At 66.1% G+C, this 23,576-nt stretch carries 21 protein-coding genes; 17 read left to right on the top strand and 4 right to left on the bottom strand.

The annotated features are described in order from the left end of the window. Positions 1-148: 148 nt before the first annotated feature. From LG367_RS11840 to hemC, 5 genes are all read left to right on the top strand, one after another. The gene (locus tag LG367_RS11840; protein WP_226469455.1) at positions 149-1,696 is read left to right on the top strand and encodes an OpgD/OpgG family glucan biosynthesis protein; all 1,548 of its coding nucleotides are present in this window, start codon (positions 149-151) and stop codon (positions 1,694-1,696) included. Positions 1,697-1,704: 8 nt separating this feature from the next. Next, a complete protein-coding gene (mdoH, locus tag LG367_RS11835) occupies positions 1,705-3,606 on the top strand; it encodes a glucans biosynthesis glucosyltransferase MdoH (RefSeq protein ID WP_226469454.1) in 1,902 nt (633 codons plus the stop codon). 45 nt (positions 3,607-3,651) lie between these two features. Then, complete coding sequence (locus LG367_RS11830; protein WP_226469453.1) at positions 3,652-4,335, top strand: alpha/beta hydrolase; 684 nt, start codon at positions 3,652-3,654, stop codon at positions 4,333-4,335. Positions 4,336-4,419: 84 nt separating this feature from the next. Then, positions 4,420-5,157 carry a LytR/AlgR family response regulator transcription factor gene (locus LG367_RS11825; protein ID WP_226469452.1) on the top strand — a complete coding sequence of 246 codons (738 nt, stop codon included), beginning with the start codon at positions 4,420-4,422 and terminating at the stop codon, positions 5,155-5,157. Positions 5,158-5,244: 87 nt separating this feature from the next. Then, positions 5,245-6,159 carry a hydroxymethylbilane synthase gene (hemC, locus tag LG367_RS11820; protein WP_226469451.1) on the top strand — a complete coding sequence of 305 codons (915 nt, stop codon included), beginning with the start codon at positions 5,245-5,247 and terminating at the stop codon, positions 6,157-6,159. 12 nt (positions 6,160-6,171) lie between these two features. Here hemC and LG367_RS11815 read toward each other — a convergent pair whose 3' ends face one another. The 4 genes from LG367_RS11815 to LG367_RS11800 all read right to left on the bottom strand — a co-directional run bounded on the left by LG367_RS11815 (position 6,172) and on the right by LG367_RS11800 (position 11,798). After that, positions 6,172-6,930, bottom strand: a complete 759-nt coding sequence (locus tag LG367_RS11815; RefSeq protein ID WP_226469450.1) for a DUF481 domain-containing protein — start codon at positions 6,928-6,930, stop codon at positions 6,172-6,174. 148 nt (positions 6,931-7,078) lie between these two features. Beyond that, a complete protein-coding gene (locus LG367_RS11810) occupies positions 7,079-8,035 on the bottom strand; it encodes a dimethyl sulfoxide reductase anchor subunit family protein (protein ID WP_226469449.1) in 957 nt (318 codons plus the stop codon). Between the two features lie 140 nt (positions 8,036-8,175). Then, positions 8,176-8,937 carry a 4Fe-4S dicluster domain-containing protein gene (locus LG367_RS11805; RefSeq protein ID WP_319004023.1) on the bottom strand — a complete coding sequence of 254 codons (762 nt, stop codon included), beginning with the start codon at positions 8,935-8,937 and terminating at the stop codon, positions 8,176-8,178. A gap of 8 nt (positions 8,938-8,945) precedes the next feature. Then, complete coding sequence (locus LG367_RS11800; RefSeq protein WP_226469448.1) at positions 8,946-11,798, bottom strand: molybdopterin oxidoreductase family protein; 2,853 nt, start codon at positions 11,796-11,798, stop codon at positions 8,946-8,948. Positions 11,799-12,001: 203 nt separating this feature from the next. On the opposite strand from LG367_RS11800, the gene LG367_RS11795 reads away from it, so the two are divergent. The 12 genes from LG367_RS11795 to hslV all read left to right on the top strand — a co-directional run bounded on the left by LG367_RS11795 (position 12,002) and on the right by hslV (position 23,520). Beyond that, positions 12,002-12,349, top strand: a complete 348-nt coding sequence (locus LG367_RS11795) for a DUF7709 family protein (RefSeq protein WP_226469447.1) — start codon at positions 12,002-12,004, stop codon at positions 12,347-12,349. 75 nt (positions 12,350-12,424) lie between these two features. Further along, the gene (locus tag LG367_RS11790; protein WP_226469446.1) at positions 12,425-13,393 is read left to right on the top strand and encodes a helix-turn-helix transcriptional regulator; all 969 of its coding nucleotides are present in this window, start codon (positions 12,425-12,427) and stop codon (positions 13,391-13,393) included. Between the two features lies 1 nt (position 13,394). Next, positions 13,395-14,285 (top strand): patatin-like phospholipase family protein, encoded by an 891-nt coding sequence (locus LG367_RS11785; RefSeq protein ID WP_226469445.1) that lies wholly within the window; start codon positions 13,395-13,397, stop codon positions 14,283-14,285. Between the two features lie 92 nt (positions 14,286-14,377). Beyond that, positions 14,378-14,758, top strand: coding sequence for a hypothetical protein (locus LG367_RS11780; RefSeq protein ID WP_226469444.1), 381 nt, complete (start codon positions 14,378-14,380; stop codon positions 14,756-14,758). A gap of 111 nt (positions 14,759-14,869) precedes the next feature. Then, the gene (locus LG367_RS11775; protein ID WP_425490955.1) at positions 14,870-17,044 is read left to right on the top strand and encodes a prolyl oligopeptidase family serine peptidase; all 2,175 of its coding nucleotides are present in this window, start codon (positions 14,870-14,872) and stop codon (positions 17,042-17,044) included. A 159-nt stretch (positions 17,045-17,203) separates the two neighbouring features. Beyond that, a complete protein-coding gene (locus LG367_RS11770; protein ID WP_226469443.1) occupies positions 17,204-19,366 on the top strand; it encodes a S9 family peptidase in 2,163 nt (720 codons plus the stop codon). Positions 19,367-19,458: 92 nt separating this feature from the next. Continuing rightward, a complete protein-coding gene (locus LG367_RS11765) occupies positions 19,459-19,818 on the top strand; it encodes a YbaN family protein (RefSeq protein WP_226469442.1) in 360 nt (119 codons plus the stop codon). Between the two features lie 135 nt (positions 19,819-19,953). Further along, a complete protein-coding gene (lptM, locus tag LG367_RS18545; RefSeq protein ID WP_264179890.1) occupies positions 19,954-20,235 on the top strand; it encodes an LPS translocon maturation chaperone LptM in 282 nt (93 codons plus the stop codon). A gap of 72 nt (positions 20,236-20,307) precedes the next feature. Continuing rightward, on the top strand, positions 20,308-21,153 hold the full coding sequence (dapF, locus tag LG367_RS11755) for a diaminopimelate epimerase (RefSeq protein WP_226469441.1): 846 nt from the start codon (positions 20,308-20,310) through the stop codon (positions 21,151-21,153). Continuing rightward, positions 21,150-21,830: a DUF484 family protein gene (locus LG367_RS11750; protein WP_226469440.1), complete on the top strand. Its 681-nt coding sequence runs from the start codon at positions 21,150-21,152 to the stop codon at positions 21,828-21,830. The genes dapF and LG367_RS11750 overlap by 4 nt, the downstream gene beginning before the upstream one ends. A gap of 30 nt (positions 21,831-21,860) precedes the next feature. Continuing rightward, complete coding sequence (xerC, locus tag LG367_RS11745) at positions 21,861-22,748, top strand: tyrosine recombinase XerC (RefSeq protein WP_226469439.1); 888 nt, start codon at positions 21,861-21,863, stop codon at positions 22,746-22,748. A 220-nt stretch (positions 22,749-22,968) separates the two neighbouring features. Further along, positions 22,969-23,520, top strand: a complete 552-nt coding sequence (hslV, locus tag LG367_RS11740; RefSeq protein ID WP_226469438.1) for an ATP-dependent protease subunit HslV — start codon at positions 22,969-22,971, stop codon at positions 23,518-23,520. The last annotated feature ends 56 nt before the right edge of the window (positions 23,521-23,576 follow it).

Below are 23,576 nucleotides of genomic sequence, written 5' to 3'. Positions count from 1 at the left end.
CGTGCCTTCATCGATTTCGCGATGCCTGCGTTGCCGGCGCGTGCGAACGAACTGAGACCTGTACCGCAACGGCCGCGCGGCCCCGGATTTACGTTTTGCTGCGGATCGGCTCCGTATAGTGCGCGATCGCTATCGAGAAGGAGTCCGCGTGCGTCGTCGCGAAGTGGTGTTGGCGGGATTGTCGTTGCCCTTGACCGCGCTGGCCGGTGATCTGAAAACGGTTTCAGCAGCGTCGGCGAGCAGCAACGGCTTCAACGACGACACCGTCGCCGCGCAGGCGAAGGCATTGGCCGCGAGTGCTTATCGGCCGCCGGATCGGCGCCTGCCGGAAGCCCTGGAGAAGCTCGGCTACGACGCCTATCGCGATTTCCGCTATCGCCCGGCGCGCGCGTTGTGGCGCGAGCAGGGCTCGCCGCTCAAGAGCCCGCCGTTCCAGGCGCAGTTCTTTCATCGCGGGTTCCTGTTCAAGGAGCGCGTCGATATCTACGTGGTGAACGGTGGCAAAGTGACGCCGTTCGCGTTCTCGACTGACCTGTTCGACTACGCGCCGCGGCCCGCGTTGCGTGATGCGGATGTCGGCGATCTCGGCTTCGCCGGATTCCGTCTGCATGCGCCGCTCAATCGCCCAGACTATTTCGACGAAATCTGTGCTTTCCTCGGCGCCAGCTATTTCCGCGCGGTGGCGAAAGGCTTGAGCTACGGCCTCTCCGCGCGCGGATTGGCGCTGGGCACGGGCGAGCAGCCGGGGCCGGAGGAATTCCCCGTTTTCAAGGCGTTCTGGCTGGAACAGCCGGCCGCGGGCGCCGATGCGATCGTGGTGCACGCGCTGCTCGACAGCCCGAGCACGGCGGCGGCGATGCGCTTCCGCATTACGCCTGGCGTGGAAACGGTATTCGATGTCGATCTACGGCTGTATCCACGCGTTCCCCTCGCGAAAGCGGGCATCGCGCCGCTCACCAGCATGTTCGATTTCGATGCGAGCGATCGCCTCGGCATCGACGATTACCGCCCGGCAGTGCATGATTCCGATGGTCTCGCCCTGCTCAACGGCAACGGCAACGGCGAGCAGGCTTGGCGCCAGCTGCAGAACCCGAGGGCGTTGCAGCACAGCGGCTTCCAGGATCGCGATCCGCGCGGCTTCGGACTGATGCAGCGCAAACGCGATTACGCCGACTACATGGATGCCGAGGCCAATTATCAGAACCGGCCCGGTCTCTGGGTCGAGCCGGTGGGCGACTGGGGTGAAGGCGAAGTGCATTTGGTGGAAATACCGACGCCGAACGAATACAGCGACAACATCGTCGCCTTCTGGCGTCCGCGCGAACCGCTCGCCGCGGGTCGCGAGCATCGCTGGCGCTATCGCCTGCACTGGTGCCGGGATCATGCCTGGCAGCCGCAGCTGGCGCGCGTGGCCGGTACCCGCATCGGTCGCGCCGCGAAGGCGGGTGCGCGCCTGATCGTGATCGACCTGGCCGGCGGGCGTCTGATGAATCTGCCGGAAGACGCGGAGCCGCAAATCGAGGCGACGGCATCGCACGGCACCGTGCGCAACGCGGTCGCGTATCGCCATCAGCGCGGATGGCGGCTCAGCTTCGAATTGCAGCCGGGCGAAGCACGTGCGATCGAACTGCGCGCGCGCTTGCTCGACAAGCAAGGGCCTCTGACGGAAACCTGGCTGTACCGGTGGCTGGCATGAGCGTGACGATGAGTACGCCGCTGCCGCCGCGGCAAGGCATGCCGCCACCGACCTTGCCGCCGGAAGCGCCGATGGCGATGCCGGTGCAGACGCTGAGCGCCGGCCGCTTGCGCAACCGTGTGTTGCCAACCACGCCGAACGGCATGTTCTGGCGCCGCTTCGCGGTGATCGGCAGCGCGGTGTTGCTGACGTTGATCGCGGCCTATCAGATCTGGTGGCTGTTGCGCGGCGACGGCATCGATGTGCTGGAAGGTTCGTTGTTGGCGCTGTTCATCCTGCTGTTCGCCTGGATCGTGCAGTCCTTCGTCGGCGCGCTCGCGGGCTTCGTGCTGGTGCTCTCGCGCAGGCGCGCGCGCCTGGGCCTGTCCGCGAAGGAACCGTTGCCGACGCTGGGCACGCGCACCGCGCTGCTGATGCCGACCTACAACGAAGACCCCGAGCGCCTGCTCGCGGGCCTGCAGGCGATCTACGAATCGGTGGCGGCCACGGGCCGGCTCGCGCATTTCGATTTCTTCGTGCTCAGCGACACGCGCAAGCCGGAGATCCAGGCGGCCGAGGCGGCCGCCTTCGATGTGCTGCGTGCCCGGCTCGGCGCGGATGCGCGCGTCTACTACCGCCTGCGCGAGAACAACCACGAGCGCAAGGCCGGCAACATCGCCGACTGGGTGCGGCGCTGGGGCGCGGCGTATCCGCATTTTCTCATTCTCGATGCCGACAGCCTGATGACCGGCGAGACCATCGTCCGGCTCGCCGGTGCGATGGAGCGGCACGAAGACGTCGCGCTGATCCAGACATTGCCGGTGATCGTCAACGGCGGCACGCTGTTCGCGCGCATGCAGCAGTTCGCGGGACGCGTGTACGGACCGGTAATCGCCTACGGCGTGGCCTGGTGGCATGGCGCCGAGAGCAACTACTGGGGCCACAACGCGCTGATCCGCACGCGCGCCTTCGCCGAGTGCGCGGGCTTGCCGGAGCTGCGCGGCGTGAAGCCGTTCCGTGGCACCGTGCTCAGCCACGACTTCGTCGAGGCCGCGCTGCTGCGTCGCGGTGGCTGGGCGCTGCACATGATTCCCGGTCTGCAGGGCAGTTACGAGGAAGGCCCGCCCTCGCTCACCGACATGCTGGTCCGCGATCGCCGCTGGTGCCAGGGCAATCTGCAGCATGGCGCGGTGTTGCCGGCGCGTGGGCTGCACTGGGTCAATCGCTGGCATCTGCTGATCGGCATCGGCCATTACTTCACCGCGCCGATGTGGGCGATGCTGATGCTGGTCGGTCTTGCGATTCCGCTGGTGCACGCGGGTTTCGCGTGGGGCAATTTCGTGATCCCCGCATTTTCGCCCACGGCATACTGGCGCGAGCAGGACCCGCAGCGCTTCATCTGGGTGTTCATAATCACCATGACGATGCTGCTGTCGCCGAAGTTGATGGGGTTCATCGCCACGATGTTCGATCGCGACATGCGCCGTGGCTGCGGTGGCTTCGTGCGCGCCTTCATCGCGATGCTGCTGGAAACCGTGCTGGCCGCGCTGATGGCGCCGGTGACGATGTACGTACAGTCGCGCGGCGTGGCCGAGGTGCTGGCGGGTCGTGATTCGGGCTGGGAATCGCAGCGCCGCGACGATGGCAGCTTGCCGCTGTCGAGCCTGCTGCGCAGCTATGGCGGACTGACGCTGTTCGGCGCGGTGGCCGGCGTCGCCACTTATCTGGTCTCACCGGGATTGGCGGCGTGGATGGCGCCGGTGATCCTCGGGCTGGTGTTGTCGATCCCGATCGTGATCCTGACCTCGGCGTTCGCGCCGGGGCAGTGGCTGCGCCGGCATCGCATCTTCTGCACGCCGGAAGAGTTGAATCCGCCGGAGGTGCTGGTGCGTGCCAGTGCGTTGCGCGCCGAGGAACGGACAAAACAGTAGGCAAAAGCGGTTACGCTTTCCCGCCCACCATTGCTTTCGTCCCGCATGCTCCTCGACACCATCGAACAAGAAACCGGCCCCGCGCCGCGCTACAGCGTGATCTGGCTGCACGGCCTCGGTGCCGACGGCCACGATTTCGCGCCGATCGTGCCGGAACTGGTGCGCGGCGACTGGCCGGCGATCCGCTTCGTGTTCCCGCACGCGCCCGTGCGCGCGGTGACGATCAACAACGGCGTGCGCATGCGGGCCTGGTACGACATCCGTGCTCTCGACTGGCTCGATCTCGATCTGGCCAATCGCGCCGATCAAGAAGGCGTCGACGCATCGGTGGCGCAGGTCGAAACGCTGATCGACAACGAGATCGAGCGCGGTATTCCGGCCGAGCGCATCTTCCTCGCCGGCTTCTCGCAAGGCGGCGCGATCGCGCTGAGCGCCGGTTTGCGTCGCGGCACGCCGCTGGCCGGCCTGATCGGGCTGTCGACCTATCTGCCCGGTGCCGCTAACGCGGCAGCGGCGCTGAACGATGGCGCGCGGACGCAGCCGGTGTTCATGGCCCACGGCACGCAGGACCCGGTGGTGCCGTTCGGGGCCGGCGAGCAGAGCGCCGCGTTGCTGCGCAAACTCGGTTTCCAGGTCGACTGGCATCCTTACCGCATGCCGCATTCGGTGTGTGCCGAGGAAATTCAGGACCTTGGCGGCTGGTTGTCACAGCGCCTGACGGAAGCTTGACGCATTGCGCGCCGCGCGGATGGCTTGCGCGCGGCCGGATGGCTACTATCGTCTGCAACGGGGCCTCGACATGAGGGTGTTTGGGTGAAGGTAGTCATCGCCGACGACGAGCCGCTGGCACGCGATCGCCTGCGCCAGATGCTGGCCGCGCAGCCGGGCGTGCAGTTGGTGGCCGAGGCTGGCGACGGCCGCGAAGCCTTGCAGGCCTGCGCCGAGTTCGATGCCGATCTGGTGCTGCTCGACATCGCCATGCCCGGTATCGACGGCCTCGAGGCGGCGCGTCATCTCGCCGCTTTCGAACCGCGCCCGGCGGTGGTGTTCTGCACCGCCTACGATGCGCATGCGTTGTCGGCGTTCGAGGCCGCGGCGGTGGACTATCTGGTCAAGCCGGTGCGTCCGGAACGTCTGCAGGCCGCGCTCGACCGCGCCCGCACCTTCATCGCCGGCCGTGCCCGCGGTACCGACGGGCACGGCGCTCGCGCCGGCAAGTCGCGCAGCCATCTGTGTGCGCGCCTGCGCGGCAGCCTGCGCCTGATTCCGATCGAGGACGTGCACTACCTGCAGGCGGAAGAGAAGTACGTGGTGGTACACCACGCGCGCGGCGAGGATCTGGTCGAGGAATCGCTGAAGTCGCTGGAGGAGGAATTCTCCGACCGCTTCGTGCGCATCCATCGCAACTGCCTGGTCGCGCGGCACGAGTTCGTCGAGCTCAAGCGCGACGCCGAGGGCCACGTGCACGCGATCTTGCGCCACGGCAAGCAGCCGCTGGAGGTCAGCCGGCGCTGCGTGGCGAATCTGCGCGAGACCATCCGGCATCTCTGAGCTTGCGTGCCTTGAAGCCCGCCCCCGCAAGCGGAGGCGGGCTCGCTCTCTACACCGTGTGTGCGGCTGATCACGGATAATGCCGGGATGAGCCTGCTCCGTATCGCCACCCGAAAAAGCCCGCTCGCGCTCTGGCAGAGCGAGCACGTCGCCGCGCGCCTGCGCGCCGCCCATCCCGATCTGGAGGTGGTACTGGTACCGATGTCCACGCGCGGCGACGAGGTGCTGGACCGTTCGCTGGCGGCGATCGGCGGCAAGGGCCTGTTCCTGAAGGAGCTGGAGCTGGCGATGCTGCGCGGCGAGGCCGATTGCGCGGTGCATTCGCTCAAGGATGTGCCGATGGAACTGGATGCGCCGTTCGCGCTGCCGGCGATCCTCGAGCGTGCCGATCATGCCGATGCCTTCGTCAGCGCCCGCTTCGAAAATCTCGATGCCTTGCCGCGCGGCGCCCGTGTGGGCACGTCGTCGTTGCGGCGTCAGGCACAGCTGCGCGCGCGTCGCGCCGATCTGCAACTCGTCGATCTGCGCGGCAACGTCAACACGCGCCTGGGCAAGCTCGATGCCGGCGAATACGACGCCATCGTGCTGGCCTGCGCGGGCCTGGACCGGCTCGGATTCGCCGATCGCATCCGCGTGCGACTGGAAGCGCCGGACTGGCTGCCGGCGCCGGCGCAGGGTGCCATCGCCATCGAGTGCCGTGACGACGATGCCCGCATCCGCGCGTTGTGCGCCGTGCTTGATGACACGCCGACGCGGCTTCGCGTCGAAGCCGAGCGCGCCATGAATCGCGCGCTGCACGGCAGCTGTCACGTGCCGGTGGCGGCGCTGGCCTTTCTGGAAGGCGAGGCCTTGTCGCTGCAGGGATTGGTGGGCGATGCCACCACGGGCGAGGTCGTGCGCGCGCAGGCGCAGGCGACGGTGGCCGAGGCCGATGCGCTTGGAAAAGCGGTCGCGCAACGCCTGCTCGATGCCGGCGCCGCGCGTTTCCTGCCGCCGCACTGACGGCGTGCCGGATCAGAACGCGTAGCGGAAATTCATCGAGCCTTCGGTGTAGGCCTGGTCGCCGTTGTTCGTCGTCGTGGAGTAACGGCGCAATTCCGAATCCAGCGTCCATTGCGAGACCAGCGGCATGCTCAGTCCCAGCGTTCGCCGGACCAGCGTGCTGTTGAAGCCGGTGTCACGACTGAATTCCACCGCCGAGTTCAACGCCCATTTCGGCGCCAGTGCGATGTTGAAGCCGAACGTCTGGCGGATATTGGTGTTGTTCGGGATGGCTTCGATCTGCGCCTGCTGCTGGAAACGGATCTCCGGGCTGATTTGCCGCGAATAGACCACGCTGCCGCGCGCGACTGGCGCATCGACCCAGGCGTTGTCGTCATAGCTCAGCAATCGGTAGCCGGTGCCGAGCTGCACCTGCAGATCGCTTCCCGGCTTGGACAACGCCTGAAAACGATAGCTCGCCCCGACCTTGGACTTGTCGAGCTGGGACTCGACCCAGACGCGACGCGAGACGGGCGCATTCAACGCGGCATAGCGTTTGGAGAACGGTGAAGCCAGGGGGGACGGCAGTTGGCCATCCTTGCGCGGCTGTACGGCCAGCCACGGAGTGTCGGCGCTCCATTCGGCATCTGGACAGACCAGCTCGTAACAGGGAGTCCGCAACGAAATCCGTCCCGCCGCCAGGGCGATCGCCGCCGGCTCGCCCGGAGATTCGGGCAAGGGATGCTGGAAAACGGGTAGGCCGGCGAGCGCCAGCCACCAAACCGCGGACACGTGCGCACCTGTTGAAAACGGTTACAGAACCGGGATTATGTCAGTCCGGGATGACGGCTCCAAGACGGATTTAACATTTTGAGCATCCGTATTCAGAGCGCGTTGTGTCCGGAAGCCCAGTTTCCGCCATCCGTCGGCCCGCTGGCGCTCAGTAATAGAGCATCACCAGGTGCCGCGCCTGGGCGAAGAACAGCCAGCGCTCGACGAATGCACCCGCCAGCACCGCCAATGCCGTGGCTGGCATCGCGCCGATCCCCGTCGCGGGGAGCAGCAGCGCGAGCGCCATCAGTAGCAGCGGCAGCACGGCGAACAGCACCAGCGCGATCACACGCAGCTTGCGCGCATGCTTGCGCGCGAGCACGAAGCCCATTTCGCGGGTGAGGTAATTGCCTTCGGTGTGCGGACGCTCGAACACGCTCGGCTCCCGGCCGGGCAGGCCGATCGCATCGCCTCGCGTGGCGGGCAGCGCCTGGCGATCGATGCCGCGCCAGTACGACAGCTTCAGAGCGCCGGTGAGCAAGGCCAGCACTGCGATCGCGATGCAGGCTTCCGGCGACACGCGATCGACAACCGCTTGCGCCGCCGCCAGCAACACCGCGCCGCTGAGCAGCGCGAAGGCGAGATAGCCGGGCACGACCAGCGGATGGCGCCATGCGGGGATCGGCTTCAGCGAGGCGTAGATCATCGCTGTGCAGACCACCGTCAGCAGCGCGCAGACGACGAGTGCGATGACCAGCACCGAGATGGTCGTCGCGGTGAAGACGATGCGATAGGGCGTCCATATTTCGGCGGCGATCGGCGCCAGCAGGGCGATCGCGGGCAAATAGGTCAGCACGGCCATCACGCCTTCGCGCGAGAGCCATGAAGTGCGCCATTGCGAGAACGCCCGCCATGCGCGACCAGGTTTTCCCAGATGCAACGTCGAGCTGAGCAGGCCGATGCTCACCAGCACCAATGCCTTCAGCAATAGCGCCGCCCAGAGCCATGACGGCGTGGCGTCGGCGGGAAACCGTCCGGACAGTTGCAGCAGGCCGAGCCATACCATCAGGCCATAGCCGGCGCCGGAGAGCGTGGTGAAGACGATGACGGAAAAGGCGGGATGCATCCGGAAGTCTCGGCTTTTTGCTCGTCATTCCTGCGAAAGCAGGAATCCAGTGTCTTTGCTCATCGGCACGGCAATGAGCGGCTGGACGAAAGTCACTGGATTCCTGCTTTCGCAGGAATGACGGGGAAGGGCGTCGCGGCTCATCGAGACAGCATCCGATCGAGCCAGCGCAAGGCAGTCGGCAATGCCTTGGCATCCAGCGACTCGTCGGTCACTGCGGTAGCGTCGCTGCCATCGCGACGTGGCCGCGGCGGCAGATATTTGTTCGTGGGCTGATATCCCAGCTGCGGCATCAGATCGACACCGCCGCGCTCGGCCACGAGTTTGGACACCTTCGATTCCGGGTCGGCCAGATCACCGAAGTGCCGCGCGCGCGTCGGGCAGGCCTGCACGCAAGCGGGCTGGCGTTCGGATTCGTCGAGGTTCTCGTTGTAGATGCGGTCCACGCACAGCGTGCATTTCTTCATCACGCCTTCGACGGGCGAATACTCGCGCGCCCCATACGGGCAGGCCCAGCTGCACAGCTTGCAGCCGATGCACTTGTCCTCGTCGACCAGCACGATGCCGTCCTCGGCGCGCTTGTAGCTGGCGCCGGTGGGGCAGGCGGTGACGCAGGCGGGCTGTTCGCAATGCAGGCAGGAGCGCGGGAAGTGCAGCGTCATCGCCGGCTGCGCCGGTTTGCTCGGCTCCGCGGCCTGCGCTGGAAGCTCGTAGCTATGCACCCGGTTGAACCAGACGCCGCTCGGGTCCTTGCCGTAGGGTTGTTCGTCCGTCAGCGGCCCGGCGATGCCGCCGGCATTCCATTCCTTGCAGCTGGTGGCGCAGGCGTGGCAGCCGACGCAGGTGTCGAGGTCGATCACCAGGCCGAGCTTCTTCTTCGAGGGGGGCGGCAGGGAGGTCATCAGCCAAGTTATCGGTTAGGCCGCTTTCTGAAATCGGCGCCGTAACGCAAGGGGGCCGTGTCGGCGGCGGCAAACGGAAGCGATGGGAATTGCGGCTGGGACTGCTGCACGGCATCCACCTTGCGAGGCTCGCTTTTTTGAATCCGCACGCGCAGGTCGAACCACGCCGCCTGTCCGGTGACCGGATCGGCGTTGGCGTAGTCGGTCTGCGGCAGCTTGTCGGAGATCAGGTGATTCAACAGGAAGCCCTGATTGCTTTCCGGCGCATCCTTCGCCAGGCGCCATGCGCCCTTGCGCTTGCCGATCGCGTTCCAGGTCCACACCGTGTCCGGCTGCACGTTGCCGGCGAATTTCGCCTGCACGGTGATGCTGCCGTGGTGCGAAGTGATTTCGATCCAGTCCTCGTCGCCGATGCCGTGGTGCGCGCCGGTGTCGGGATGCAGGTACAAGTAATTGCGCGCGGTGATCTGGCGCAGCCAGGCGTTCTGCGATCCCCAGGCGTGGTACATGAACATCGGCCGCTGCGTTACCGCGTTGAGCGGGAAGGCCTCGCGGCTGGTCTGGTCGTGTTCGAACGGTTCATACCAGATCGGCAGCGGATCGAAGTAGGTGGCGATGCGTTCGCGGTGTTCCTTCGGCGGCTGGCGCTCGCCGTGGCCCTGCGCGGCGAGGCGGAAGGTCTGCAGGATTTCCGAATACAGCTGCAGCACGATCGGTTCGGTCGAGCCGACGAAGCCGAGTTTCTGCGCCCATTCCAGATAACCGCGGTTGGCCATCTTGAAGTAGCGCGCGTGTTCGGGAATCTCCTCGCGCCAGAAGCCGCCGTTGTCGATGTAGCGCTGCAACTGCTGCGGATTCGGTGCGCCCTTGCCGTGATGCGTGCCATCGCCGCGCCAGCCGGCGAGCAGTCCGACGCCGGGCGCGCGTTCGTGGCGGACGATGTAGTCGGCGTAGTCGCGATACATCGGCGTGCCGTCCTCACGCGTCATGCCGGGCAGGCCGAGGCGCGCGCCGAGTTCGAGCAACACCGACTGGAAGCCGCGCACGTCACGCCCTTCGCGTTGCTTCGCCGAGTCGAGCACGGGATGGCGGATCGCGTCGCTGGCGCCGTCGGCGTCGGAGATGGGGCGGTCGAGCAGGCTGATCGCGTCGAAACGTTCGAGGTAGGTCGTGTCCGGCAGCACCAGGTCGGCGTAGGCGACCATTTCGCTGGCGTAGGCATCGGAATAGATGATGCGCGGGATGCGGTAGCCGCCGTCCTCGTCCTTGTCGGTGAGCCAGCGCATCGTCTCGGTGGTGTTCATCGCCGAGTTCCAGCTCATGTTGGCCATGAACATCAGCAGCGTATCGATGCGGTACGGATCACCGGCATGGGCGTTGCGGATCACGGTGTGCAGCATGCCGTGCGCAGAGAGCGGATAGGCCCAGGAGAAGGCGTGGTCGATGCGGCGCGGCTGGCCTTCGGCGTCGACCAGCAGATCGGCGGGCGAATGCACGAAGCCGAGCGGCGGGGCGTCGAGCGCGCCGTTGTCCTTGCGTGCCTTGCCGGGGCGGTTCGGCGGCGGAATCGGTTTGGGATACGGCGGCTGGTAGCGGAACGAGCCGGGAGCGTCCACCGCGCCGAGCAACACTTGCAGCAGATGCAGCGCGCGGCAGGTGTGGAAGCCGTTGCTGTGCGCGCTGATGCCGCGCATCGCGTGCATGGCGACGGGACGGCCGACCATTTCGGTATGTTCGCGGCCCCAGGCGTCGGTCCAGGCGGTCGGCAGCGTCAGATTGCTGTCGAAGGCGGCTTCGGCCAGTTCGCGCGCGATGCGGCGGATGGTGTCGGCGGGGATGCCGCAGCGTTCGCTGACGTTGTCCGGCGCGTATTGCGGATCGAGGTAGCGTTCGGCGATCAGCTGGAAGACCGGGACGGTCTTGCGGCCGTCAGGCAGGTCGTATTCGCCGACGACGGCGGGCGCGATGTCGATGGCGTTCGCGTCGGTCGTGGCATTTGTGTTGCGATCCCAGCACAGCGGCCTGCCTTCGGCATCGCGTGCGAACAGTCCGTCATCGGCGCCGCCGGGATTGCGGATCACCAGCCAGTGCGCGTTGGCGTAGCGCACCAGGTAGTCGAGATCGATCCGGTCCATGCGCAGCAATTCGTGGATCAGCGCGAACGCGAACAGCCCATCGGTGCCAGGACGGATACCGATCCATTCGTCGGCGATCGCGCCGTAGCCGCTGCGCACCGGATTCACCGCCACGATCTTGGCGCCGTGTGCCTTCAACTTGCCGAGGCCGAGCTTGATCGGGTTGGAGTCGTGATCCTCGGCCACGCCCCACAGCATCAGGTAGCGCGCGTGATCCCAGTCCGGTTCGCCGAACTCCCAAAACGAGCCGCCGAGCGTGTACAGCCCGCCGGCCGCCATGTTCACCGAGCAGAAGCCGCCGTGCGCGGCATAGTTGACCGTGCCGAACTGCTGCGCCCACCAACCGGTCAGCGCCTGCGACTGATCGCGGCCGGTGAAGAAGGCCAGTTCGTCGGGATTGCGCTCGCGGATCGGCCGCAGCCACTCGGTGGCGATCTGCAGCGCGTCCTCCCACTCGATTTCCTTGAACTCGCCGCTGCCGCGCTCGCCCGTGCGCAGCAGCGGCTTGTCGAGCCGCGCCGGCGAGTAGTGCTGCATGATGCCGGAGGCGCCCTTCGCGCACAGCACGCCGCGGTTCACCGGATGCGCGGGATTGCCCTGGATGTAGCGAATCTTCCCGTCCTTGAGCCAAACCTTGATCCCGCAACGGCAGGCGCACATGTAGCAGGTGGTCGTCTTGACCTCATCACCCGGCGAGGGCGACAGGTTGATGGCCGGCTGCTTCATGCGCGGCCCGGCTCCGTGCAGGCTGCGTCGGGCTGGCGGCCGAATTCTCGGTTCGGAGCTGGCGATTGCATCGCGATATTGTGCCTGCGGGCGAGGGCGCCGTCATGGGCGCATCCGTGCGCGGCGCCATCGCGTCCTTGAAAAGCCGCTGTGGAGCGTCATCTCTTCGAGGTGCGCAATCCGCGCCTGGCCGGAAAACCGTCGTGTCGGCATCCTCCCCCGAGAACACCGATCGCCTGGGCGCGATCAACCACAAGATCGTCGCCGATGGCGAATCGCTGCCGGTGGTGCGGCTGCAGGACGGCAGCGCGGTGCAGACCGGCACGGTCGCCGCCATGCTGCACAACGTCGAGCGTTACAACCGCGGCGAGCGCGGCCAGATCGAGGACGAACTGCGGCTGGCAGTGCCCACCTTGGTCAAAGTTGGACTGTTCGCGCTATTTCCGCCGCAGGATTGGATCGCTAGCGACAACCCCGGCCGCAGCTTCGTCGGACGAGCGGCAGCCCAATATCTCGCGGAGAAGACGGCAGAAGGCCGCCTGTCACAATAATGGGACTGGCGGTGTCGATCGTGCCGATGCGATGCTAGGCGGATCGGCGGACGCCACCCGGTTACGGCACTCACAATGGACCGTTACGAACGCATCTTATCGTTGCACCGCATCCTGAAGACTTCGCGCTACCCGGTGACGGTAGTGCGGCTTCAGGACGAACTCGAATGCTCGCGCGCCACTGTCTACCGCGATCTGGCCTTCCTGCGCGATGGCCTGATGGCGCCGGTGGTCGGCGACGGCGAAGCCGGCTTCCGTTACGACGCCGACGAAGGCGGCCGTTTCGAATTGCCCGGCCTGTGGTTGAACTCGGACGAACTGCACGCACTGCTCGCCGCGCAGCAATTGCTGTCGCGCAGCGGCGGCGGCGTGCTGTCCTCGGCATTGGCGCCGTTGCAGGGACGCATCGAGAAGCTGCTGTCCGAGCACGCCGCCGGCAAGGCCTGGCCGATGGAGCGCGTGCGCGTGATTCCGCACCGCACCCGGCGCATGGACGAGCACGCCTTCCGCACCGTGTGCTCGGCGGTGCTCTCGCGCAAGCAGCTCAGTTTCGAATACCGCGCGCGCTCCACCGACGAGAAGTCGCGGCGCACGGTCTCGCCGCAGCGCATCACTCATTATCGCGACAACTGGTATCTCGACGCCTGGGATCATGATCGCGAGGCGCTGCGCAGCTTCTCGGTCGATCGCATCGCCGGCGCGCGCCAGCTCGACGCGCCCGCCCGCGACATCGACGAGGCCGAACTCGATCGTCATCTGGCTGGCAGCTACGGCATCTTCTCTGGACCGCCGAAGGGCGTGGCCACGATCCTCTTCAGCGCCAAGGCCGCGCGCTGGGTGGCCGACGAACACTGGCATTCGCAGCAGCAGGGGCGCTTCCTGCCCGATGGCCGCTACGAACTGAAGATTCCCTATAGCGCCGCGCGCGAACTGTTGATGGACGTGCTGCACTACGGCAGCGACGCCGAGATCATCGAGCCGAAGGCATTGCGCGAACAGGCGCGTTCGCTGCTGGCGCTGGCGCTGAGCAACTACGATAACTGACGTGGCGGCCGCCGATCCGCCGAAGATCGCCAAGCGCGAACCGGTCGCGCTCGCACTCGGCGCGGGCGGCGCGCGCGGCCTCGCGCAGATCGGCGTGATCGAGGAGCTGGAGGCGCGCGGTTTCGAGATCGTCGCGATCGCCGGCGCGTCCAGTGGCGCGCTGGTCGGTGGCGTGTTCGCGGCCGGCCGTCTGCGCGAATTCCGCGAAGGCATGGAGGCGAAGACGCGCGCGGACGTGTTGCGCCTGCTCGATCCGGTGCTCGGCCGTCCCGGCCTGATCAACGGCCACCGCCTGGTGGATGCGATGCGAGAGGTGGTCGGCAATCCCGATATCGAATCGCTGCCGGTGTCCTTCACCGCGGTCGCGGTGGATCTGGAGCGCCAGCGCGAGGTCTGGCTGCGCACCGGTCCGTTGTGGGACGCGCTGCGAGCCTCGTTCGCCATCCCGGGCTTGTTCACGCCACATCTGGTGCACGGCCGAGAGCTGGTCGACGGCGGCCTGCTCGCGCCGCTGCCGATCGCGGCCACGCGCATGGCCGATGCGCACCGGCTGATCGCGGTGAACATGAACGGTTGGCCGAAGCGGCCGCCCGGCACGCTCGCCGAGGCGCCTGACGCGCCCGCCCAGGCGCGCGGCCGGCGTTTCACGCGCTGGCTGGATGGACGGATGGGCAATCCGTCCGGCGAGAAAAGCTTGATCGACACCATGGGGCTGTCGCTGGACACCATGCAGGGCCAGCTCGCGCGCGTGCAGCTGGCGCTCGATCCGCCCGAGCTGGTGATCGAGATTCCGCGCGACACCTGTCATTTCTACGAATTCTGGCGCGCCAAGGAGGCGATCGAGGTCGGGCGTGCCGAGACGCGCAAGGCGCTGGATGCGGCCGGTTACTGAAGGCGCGCGACGAAATTCGGTGGCGGCGCAAGGATCGCAGCCTGTGAGATGACGACCGGCGAGCCTGCACTCCCGATCCAAGGAGCGCCGTCATGCTCGCCAACCGCCGCAGCCACTTCGTTTCCCCGGAAGCCTCCCCGTATTCGCCGGACATCGCCGACGTCGCGGCGTCCCGTGTCGACCCGCAGATCGTGTCCTGGCTGCTCGGCGCCGTGTTCCTCGGCGTGATCGCCATGCTGTCGTTGCCGGCCGCCCGCGGCGACAGCGCGGCCTTGGGCTGGATGCCCTTGTGGCTGGTGGGCATGCCTCTCGTCAGCCTGGCGACCCTGCTGCTCGTTCGGGCCGCCGGTTCGCGCGCGCGGGCGCATGCTGCGGGGGCAGCATCCGGCGCACGGCGGCGTCCGCGCACGCATGTCCAGGCCCGTCGCCGCAGGATGCCGGCGCCGCAGCAGCGGTGGCCGCAGGCCGCCTGAGCAATCTGGGTCACAGCGGGTCTCGACCACACTTTCGGCACAACGGGGCGGTGCCTGCCCTGTGTTAGGTTCGCGGGTCTCGAATAGACCCCGATCCTGATTGGAGAGCCCATGCCGAAGTTGTCGTCACTCTGCCTGGCCGCGAGCCTGGCCGCCGGTGTTGCCGGCACACCCGCCTTTGCGCAAGCCTCCGGGAACGAAACGAAGGAGGATGCGATGCAAAACGCCGGCGCTGCCGACGCTCAACAGGCTGAGTCTCAACAGGCCGACGCTTACCAGTGGCTGGAAGGCGTCGAGGACGCCAAGGCGCTGGAGTGGGTCAAGGCCGAAAACGCTAAGACCGAGGCCGAACTGACGACAACGCCCGAGTTCAAGAAGCTCGAGGGCGACATCCGCGCCATCCTCGATTCCGACGCCAAGATTCCCGGCGTGGAGAAGATCGGCGACTACTACTACAACTTCTGGAAAGACAAGCAGCACGAACGCGGCCTGTGGCGCCGCACGACGCTCGAGGAATACCGCAAGCCGAACCCGCAGTGGGAGACGGTGATCGACCTCGACGCGCTCAACAAGGCCGAGAACGCCAAGTGGGTCTGGCATGGGGCCGACTGTTTCAAACCCGAATACAAGCGCTGCCTGATCGCGCTCTCGCCGGGCGGCTCCGACGCCGACGTCACCCGCGAATTCGACCTCACCACCAAGGAGTGGGTGAAGGACGGCTTCCAGCGCAAGGAGGCCAAGGGCGGGCTGGGCTGGATCGACCAGGACACGGTGTACGTCTTTACCGATTTCGGCCCCGGCTCGATGACCAGCTCCGGCTATCCGCGCATCGTCAAGGAGTGGAAGCGCGGCACGCCGATCGAATCGGCCAAGGTAGTGTACGAAGGCAAGCCGGAAGACATGTACATCGCGGCCTTTCACGACAACACGCCAGGCTACGAGCGCGATTACGTCAGCCGCACCATCGCCTTCTACAACGACGAGCTCTATCTCCGTGGCAAGGACGGCAAGCTGACCAAGATCGATGTACCGAACTCGGTCAACAAGGGCGTGCGCAAGGACTGGCTGATGCTGGAGCTGCGCGAACCTTGGGCCGTGGGCGGCAAGACCTACAAGGCGGGTTCGCTGCTGGCGACCAAGCTCGACGGTTTCATGGCCGGCAAGCGCGACTTCGATGTGCTGTTCGAGCCTACCGATACCACGTCGCTGGCCGGCTACACCTGGACCAAGACGCAGGTGGTGCTCAACGTCCTGGACAACGTCAAGAACAAGCTGTTCTTGCTCAAGCACGGCGAAGGTGGCTGGAAATCCGAGCCGCTCGAAGTCGGCTCGCTCGAATACGGCACCGTCGGCGTCGGTGCGGTGGATAGTGACGAAAGCGATGAAGTGTGGATGACCGTCACCGACTTCCTCACTCCGACCACGCTCATGCTGGTCAATCCGGGCGTGGCGAACGGGATCGAGAAGCTGAAGTCGATGCCGGTCTTCTTCGACGCCTCGAAGGATGCGATCGAACAGCATTTCGCCACGTCGAAAGACGGCACCAAGGTGCCGTACTTCATCATTCATCCCAAGGACATGAAGCTCGACGGCGCGAATCCCACGCTGCTGTACGGCTACGGCGGTTTCGAGATCTCGCTGACCCCGACCTATTCCGGCGGCATCGGCAAGGGCTGGCTCGAGAAGGGCGGCGTCTACGTGCTCGCCAACATCCGCGGCGGCGGCGAATACGGGCCGCGCTGGCACCAGGCCGCGCTCAAGGCCAAGCGCCACAAGGCCTACGAGGACTTCGCCGCGGTCGCGCAGGATCTGGTCGCACGCAAGATCACCTCACCCAAGCACCTGGGCATCCAGGGCGGCAGCAACGGCGGCCTGCTGATGGGCAACATGCTCACGCAGTATCCCGAGCTGTTCGGCGCGGTGGTGGTGCAGGTGCCGCTGCTGGACATGAAGCGCTACAGCCATCTGCTGGCCGGCGCCTCGTGGATGGCCGAGTACGGCGATCCGGACACGGCGGACTGGAATTTCATCAAGACCTTCTCGCCGTATCACCTGTTCGACCCGGCCAAGACCTACCCGCCGACGATCTTCATGACCTCCACCAAGGACGACCGCGTCCATCCCGGCCATGCGCGCAAGATGATGGCGAAGATGCAGGCCGCCAGTAAGGACGTGCGCTATTACGAGAACATCGAAGGCGGGCATGGCGGCGCGGCGAACAACGCGCAGCAGGCACACATGAACGCGCTGGCGTACACATTCCTCTGGAAGGAACTGACCAAGTAAGGAATCCGCTCTCTCCCTTCCGAATGGAAGGGAGGGCTGGGGTGGGGCTTTTCGCGCGGCAAATTCGGCGTTTCGCCCTCACAGCACCCTCCCAGCCGCCCCCTACAAGCAGGGGGAGGGGCCACACACCATTGCATCGCACACTCGCGAGCCCTACCTATGAAACCGACACTCCTTCTTCTTGCCGCCGTCTCCATGATGACCACGAATCTGTCCGCCGCCGAACTGCCCGCACCGCCCGATGTCGAGAAGAAGCCGCACACGGTCAAGGCGCCGTTCGGTGCCGAACGGCAGGACGAGTACTACTGGCTGCGCGACGACGCGCGCAAGAACGAAGCCATGCTGGGGTATCTGAAGGCGGAGAACGCCTACGTCGATCAGGTGATGGCGCCGCTCAAGCCGTTGCAGGACAAGCTCTACAACGAGATCGTGGCGCGCATCAAGCAGGACGACAGTTCCGTGCCGTTCCGCGAGCGCGGCTACTGGTACTACACGCGTTTCGAGACCGGCCAGGACTATCCGATCCACGCTCGCCGCAAGGATGCCGACGGCACCACGCCGCTGAGCGTGCTCGCCGCGACCCAGCAGACCGACAAGACCGGCGAGCAGGTACTGCTCGACGTCAATGCGATGGCGAAGGGCAAGGATTACTTCAGCGTCGGCGACTACGAAGTCAGCCAGGACAACAAGCTGCTCGCCTGGGCCGAGGATGCCGTCGGCCGCCGTCAGTACAACATCCGGTTCAAGAATCTGGAGACCGGCGAGCTGTATCCGGACGAGATCAAGGGCATCTCGCCCAACCTGGTCTGGGCCGATGACAACAAGACGCTGTTCTACGTCGAGAACGATCCCGAAACCCTGCTCACCGTGCGCGTGAAAAAACACGTCCTCGGCACCCCGGCGAGCGAGGACAAGCTGGTCTACGAGGAAAAGGACGACAGCTTCTACATGGGCATCTCGCGCACGCGCGACGACAAGTACATCTGCATTGGCGTCAGCAGCACGGTGTCGAGCGAACTGCGTTGCGCGCCGGCCGCCGATCCCGACAAATTCACGGTGCTGGCGCCGCGCGAACGCGACGTTGAGTACGACGCCGAGCATCTGGGCGGTCGCTGGGTGATCCGCACCAATGCCGACGGTGCCAAGAACTTCAAGCTGGTGACGGCGCCCGACGGCAGCACCTCGCGCAAGGACTGGAAGGACTGGATCGCGCATCGCGACGACGTCTTCATCGAAGGCTTCGACCTGTTCGACGGTTTCACCGCGATCGCCGAGCGCTCTGATGCATTGGAGCGTATCCGCCTGATCGCCGCCGACGGCAAGGAAAGCCACGTCGCTGCCGACGAGCCGGCCTATTCGATGAGCCTGGACATCAACCCGGAGTACGATACGCCCTGGCTGCGCTACAGCTACACCTCGATGACCACGCCGGCCACTACCTACGAACTCAACACGCAGACCGGCGAGCGTCGCCAGCTGAAACAGCAGCCGGTACTCGGCTACGACCCGTCGCAATATGTGACCGAGCGGCTGTGGGCCACGGCGCGCGACGGCACCAAGATTCCGGTCTCGATCGTCTACAAGAAGGGCTTCGAGAAGAACGGCAAGGCCGCGCTGCTGCAGTACGCCTACGGCAGCTACGGTGCGTCGATGGACCCGAGCTTCAGCCTCACCACGGTGAGTCTGCTCGACCGCGGCATGGTCTATGCCATCGCGCACATCCGCGGCGGGCAGGAGATGGGCCGCAAGTGGTACGACGAGGGCAAGCTGTTCAAGAAGAAGAACACCTTCACCGACTTCATCGACGTCACCGATTATCTGGTGAAGGAAGGCTACGCGGCCAAGGATCGCGTCGCCGCTTACGGCGGCAGCGCCGGTGGCCTGCTGATGGGCGCGGTCGCCAACATGGCGCCGGAGAAGTATCACGTGATCCTCTCGCAGGTGCCGTTCGTCGACGTGGTGACCACGATGCTCGATCCGAGCATCCCGCTCACCACCAACGAATACGACGAATGGGGCAATCCCGAGAAGAAGGATTACTACGAGTACATGCTGTCCTACTCGCCCTACGACAATCTCAAGAAGCAGGCCTACCCGGCGATGTTCGTCGGCACCGGCCTGTGGGATTCGCAGGTGCAGTACTGGGAGCCGGCCAAGTATGTGGCGCGTCTGCGCGATCTCGACACAGGTAAGCAGCCGATCCTGTTCCGCACCAACATGGACGCCGGTCACGGCGGCAAGTCGGGTCGCTTCCGCAAGTATCGCGAACTGTCGGAGATGTACGCGTTCCTGCTCGATCAGTTGAACGTCGGCAAGCAATAACGCTCCGATCAGGCCTTTCCCGCGTTCGTCCGCGCGCATAATGCACGGATGAACGCGTGCGCCCCAGCGCTATTGAACATGGTGTCCTGAACATGCCCCGTTGGGCCTGGTGGCTGCTCGCCTATGTCAGCCTCGGTATCGGCATCGTCGGCATCTTCGTGCCGGGGTTGCCGACCACCGTGTTCGTGCTGATTTCCGCCTGGGCCGCGGCGCGTGGTTCCGAACGCTTGCACAGTTGGCTGCTGTCGCATCCGCGCTTCGGCCCGGCGATCCGCGACTGGCAGGCGCAGGGCGCGGTGAGCCGGCGCGCGAAATGGATGGCGAGCATCACGATGACCCTCTGCGCGGCGATCCTGCTGTGGTTCTCGCGCCCCTGGATCGCCGCGTTCGCCATCGCCTGCATGGCGGCGGTGGCGACCTGGCTGTGGTTGCGGCCGGAACCGCGGCGCTGAGCGCTCCGCCTGGAGCGCATTCTCCGCAGCGCATTGTCCGAAGCCTGCGGCCTATCGCGTGGCCTGAATCGCATTGCCACGGATCGCCCGCACCGGGTTGTCTTTCTGTGGACATGAGCGGCTAAACTCCTCCCCATGAAGCCATCTCTCATTCCGCTCCTGCTCGCCGTCACCTTCTCCCTGACCGCCTGCGGCAACAAAGGGCCGCTGGTCCTGCCGGAGAAGCCGGCGCCCACGCCGGTGACGCCCGCCGCGCCGGCTACCGACAGTACGACGCCGACGGAAGGCGAGAAGAGCGAAACCAGCAGCGGCGCGGAAACGCCCGCCGACACCACGACGACCCCGGCTTCCACGACTCCGGCTCCCACGACGGAGTCGACGACGCCGGCGGAATCGCCGCCTTCCACCCAGCCTTGAACGGGCTCGCTTCAAACGGGCTCACTTCAAAGGGAGCCCCGCTCGTCAGGCCCATGCCTTCCACGACGCGACATGGCTAGCGCGACAACCCTGCGGTTCACCAAGATGCACGGAGCGGGCAACGATTTCGTCGTGCTCGACCTGCGCGCGCGCACGGCGCCGTCACCGGAACTGTGTCGCGCCCTGGCCGATCGCCACACCGGCGTCGGCTGCGATCAGATCCTAACCATCGAAGCGCCGCGAACCGCGCAGGCGGCAGCGGCCTACCGCATCTGGAATTCGGACGGCTCCACCTCGCAGCAATGCGGCAACGGCGCGCGCTGCATCGCTGCCTGGCTGCTGCGCGATGGCGCGGCGAGCGGTGAACGCTTCTCGCTCGATAGCCCGGCCGGCACGCATGATGTCGATGTGCTCGGCGATGGCCGCTATCGCATCGCCATGGGCATCCCGCGCTTCGCGCCGGAGATCGTGCCGATGCGCGGCTTCGGAGAGACGCGCGATATCTACGAGGCCGAACTCAGTGACGGCGAGCGCGTGCATTTCGGCGCCGTCTCGATGGGCAATCCGCATGCCGTGATCGAGGTCGACGATATCGATCATGCGCCGGTGGCGCGGCTCGGGCCCGCCCTGCAGGCCTCGCCCTGGTTTCCAGAATCGGTGAACGTCGGCTTCGCGCAGGTGGTCGCGCGCGATCGCATCCGCCTGCGCGTGTACGAGCGCGGTGCCGGCGAGACGCTGGCCTGCGGCAGCGGCGCCTGCGCCGCCGCGGCGGTGCTGATGCGGCGCGGGCGCATCGATCGCGACGTCGTCGTCGCACTGCCGGGAGGAGACTTGCGCATCAGCTGGCCCGATGATGCCGCGCAAGTCGCGATGGCCGGGCCGGCCGCATTCGTTTTCGAGGGAGAGTGGACCGCATGATCGACAACACTGAGAAGCTGGGCGCGCACGAAATCGCCGCATGGCTGCGCCGGCATCCGAAATTCCTGCAGCAGTTCCCGGACCTCGCCCTGAGCATGGTGGTGCCGCGCGAGGAAGGGCCGGCCGCGTCGCTGGCCAGCTACCAACTCGAAGTGTTGCGCGACAAGAATCGCGAGCTCACGCGCCGTCTGCACGAGTTGTTCGGCAACGCGCAGGAGAACGAGCGTCTGGCCGTGCGCACGCATCAGCTCACGCTGGCGCTGCTCAAGCAGGACAATGCCGCCGACACCGTGCGCGCGATGGCCGCGGCGCTGGCCGAGGATTTCAACGGCGATCTGGTGCGGATCGTGCTGTTCAAGCCGATCGCGGGTCTCGATGACCTCGACTGGTTACAGACGATCGCCCAGGGCGACACACGTTTGTCGCCGTTCCGCGATTGCCTGGCCGACGGCGAGCCGCTGTGCGGACGTCTGCAGCCGGAGAAGAACGCATTGCTGTACGGCATGCGTGCCGAGGAAGTGCTGTCGAGCGCGCTATTGCCGCTGGATGGCACCGCGCTGGTCGCGGTCGGCAGCCGTGATCCGAATCGCTTTTACCCCGGCATGGGCACGCTGTTCCTGCGCATGATGGGAGATGCGTTCGCGGCGTCGTTGCGACGGTTCGACCGGGCGCCGTAGCGCGACGCCCGAACACCGCGAGAATAGAACATGGCGATCGCCGATTTCATCTCGCACCTGCAAGTCGAGCGCCGGCTTTCGGCGCACACGCTGGATGCCTACCAGCGCGATCTGGACGCGCTCGCGCAGTGGGCGCAGACGCAGGGCAGGGACAATCCGGAAGCGCTGCAGAACGCGGACATCCGCGCCTTCGTCGCCGCCGAGCGGCGTCGCGGTCTTTCCGCGACCAGCCTGCAGCGTCGCCTGTCGGCGTGCCGCAGCTACTACCAATGGCTGCTCAAGCACGGGCGCGTCGAGGCCAATCCCGCCGCTTCGGTGCGCGCACCGAAGGCGCCGCGCAAGCTGCCGCAGGTGCTCGATACCGACGAGGCCGTGAAGCTGGTCGAACTGCCCACCGATGCGATGCTGGGATTGCGCGATCGCGCGCTGCTGGAGCTGTTCTATTCCTCGGGCCTGCGCTTGTCCGAGCTGTGCAACCTGCGTTGGCGCGATCTGGATCTCGACGGAGGCCTCGTCACCGTGCTCGGCAAAGGCAACAAGCAGCGCAGCGTGCCGGTGGGCTCGCATGCGCGCGAGGCGTTGCGCGCGTGGCGCACGGAAACGGGCGCCGCCAATGATGCGCCCGTATTCCCGGGACGCCACGGCGCGGCGATCTCGCCCCGCGCGGTGCAGATTCGCATCAAGCAGCTCGGTGTGCGGCAAGGATTGTTCAAGCATGTGCATCCGCACATGCTGCGGCACAGTTTCGCGAGTCATGTGCTGGAATCCTCCGGTGATCTGCGCGGTGTGCAGGAATTGCTGGGGCATGCCGACATCGCCACCACGCAGATTTATACGCATCTGGATTTCCAGCATCTGGCGAAGGTGTATGACGCGGCGCATCCGCGTGCGAAGAGGCGGAAGGCGGAAGTCAAGTAAGGCGAGCTGCCTCTGTGGGTAATGTCGTGCTGCCATCCTTGGCGCGACATTAGTGTGGCTTCGGATCGCCCAGCCTATCGCCGCGCTGACGGCGCGGCTCTAGATCCGTGGCCGGGCGTTCGCCAAGGCAGCGCGGCAGTGCCGCGCTAGCGTGCCTTGGCTCACCCCCTTGCGCTCCTTTCCATTAGCCCCCACCAAGGGGCTTAACCAGGAGATTCGCATGGACCCCAGCCAGAACCCCAACGTCTTCCACGCCACCACCATCGTTTCGGTGCGCCGCAACGGCCACGTCGCCATCGCCGGTGACGGCCAGGTCACGCTCGGCCATACCGTGATGAAGGCCAATGCGCGCAAGGTGCGCCGCCTCGGCAAGGATGGTCAGGTACTGGCTGGTTTCGCCGGTGCCGCGGCCGATGCGTTCACGTTGTTCGAGTTGTTCGAATCGAAGCTGGAAAAGCACGGCCAACTGCTGCGCGCCGCCGTCGAATTGGCGAAGGATTGGCGCACCGAGCGCCGCTTCGGCAAGCTCGAGGCGCTGCTCGCAGTCGCCGACAAGGAAACCTCGTTGATCATCAGCGGCACGGGCGATGTGATCGAGCCCGAGGACGGACTGGTCGCGATCGGCTCGGGCGGCCCTTATGCGTTGTCCGCGGCGCGCGCGTTGTCCGCGCATACCGAACTCGATGCCAAGCAGATCGCGATCGAGGCCCTGAATATCGCGGGCGATATCTGCATCTACACCAACCGTAACGTGGTGGTCGAAGAACTGTAACGTCACGACGCGTTCGATCATCTTCTCCCGTGTCCGGATGAGAAGAGCCGCCATTC

The sequence above is a fragment of the Luteimonas panaciterrae genome (genome assembly GCF_020511115.1).
GTDB classification, from domain to species: Bacteria; Pseudomonadota; Gammaproteobacteria; order Xanthomonadales; family Xanthomonadaceae; genus Luteimonas; species Luteimonas panaciterrae.
This window is presented reverse-complemented; position numbering and strand designations above follow the sequence as displayed.

Bases quoted from the DNA above. Each gene is read 5' to 3' on its own strand.
- mdoH (WP_226469454.1), top strand. From the start codon at position 1,705: ATGAGTACGCCGCTGCCGCCGCGGCAAGGCATGCCGCCACCGACCTTG.
- LG367_RS11830 (WP_226469453.1), top strand. From the start codon at position 3,652: ATGCTCCTCGACACCATCGAACAAGAAACCGGCCCCGCGCCGCGCTAC.
- hemC (WP_226469451.1), top strand. From the start codon at position 5,245: ATGAGCCTGCTCCGTATCGCCACCCGAAAAAGCCCGCTCGCGCTCTGG.
- LG367_RS11810 (WP_226469449.1), bottom strand. From the start codon at position 8,035: ATGCATCCCGCCTTTTCCGTCATCGTCTTCACCACGCTCTCCGGCGCC.
- LG367_RS11805 (WP_319004023.1), bottom strand. From the start codon at position 8,937: ATGACCTCCCTGCCGCCCCCCTCGAAGAAGAAGCTCGGCCTGGTGATC.
- LG367_RS11800 (WP_226469448.1), bottom strand. From the start codon at position 11,798: ATGAAGCAGCCGGCCATCAACCTGTCGCCCTCGCCGGGTGATGAGGTC.
- LG367_RS11790 (WP_226469446.1), top strand. From the start codon at position 12,425: ATGGACCGTTACGAACGCATCTTATCGTTGCACCGCATCCTGAAGACT.
- LG367_RS11780 (WP_226469444.1), top strand. From the start codon at position 14,378: ATGCTCGCCAACCGCCGCAGCCACTTCGTTTCCCCGGAAGCCTCCCCG.
- LG367_RS11775 (WP_425490955.1), top strand. From the start codon at position 14,870: ATGCCGAAGTTGTCGTCACTCTGCCTGGCCGCGAGCCTGGCCGCCGGT.
- LG367_RS11770 (WP_226469443.1), top strand. From the start codon at position 17,204: ATGAAACCGACACTCCTTCTTCTTGCCGCCGTCTCCATGATGACCACG.
- LG367_RS11765 (WP_226469442.1), top strand. From the start codon at position 19,459: ATGCCCCGTTGGGCCTGGTGGCTGCTCGCCTATGTCAGCCTCGGTATC.
- lptM (WP_264179890.1), top strand. From the start codon at position 19,954: ATGAAGCCATCTCTCATTCCGCTCCTGCTCGCCGTCACCTTCTCCCTG.
- dapF (WP_226469441.1), top strand. From the start codon at position 20,308: ATGGCTAGCGCGACAACCCTGCGGTTCACCAAGATGCACGGAGCGGGC.
- LG367_RS11750 (WP_226469440.1), top strand. From the start codon at position 21,150: ATGATCGACAACACTGAGAAGCTGGGCGCGCACGAAATCGCCGCATGG.
- xerC (WP_226469439.1), top strand. From the start codon at position 21,861: ATGGCGATCGCCGATTTCATCTCGCACCTGCAAGTCGAGCGCCGGCTT.
- hslV (WP_226469438.1), top strand. From the start codon at position 22,969: ATGGACCCCAGCCAGAACCCCAACGTCTTCCACGCCACCACCATCGTT.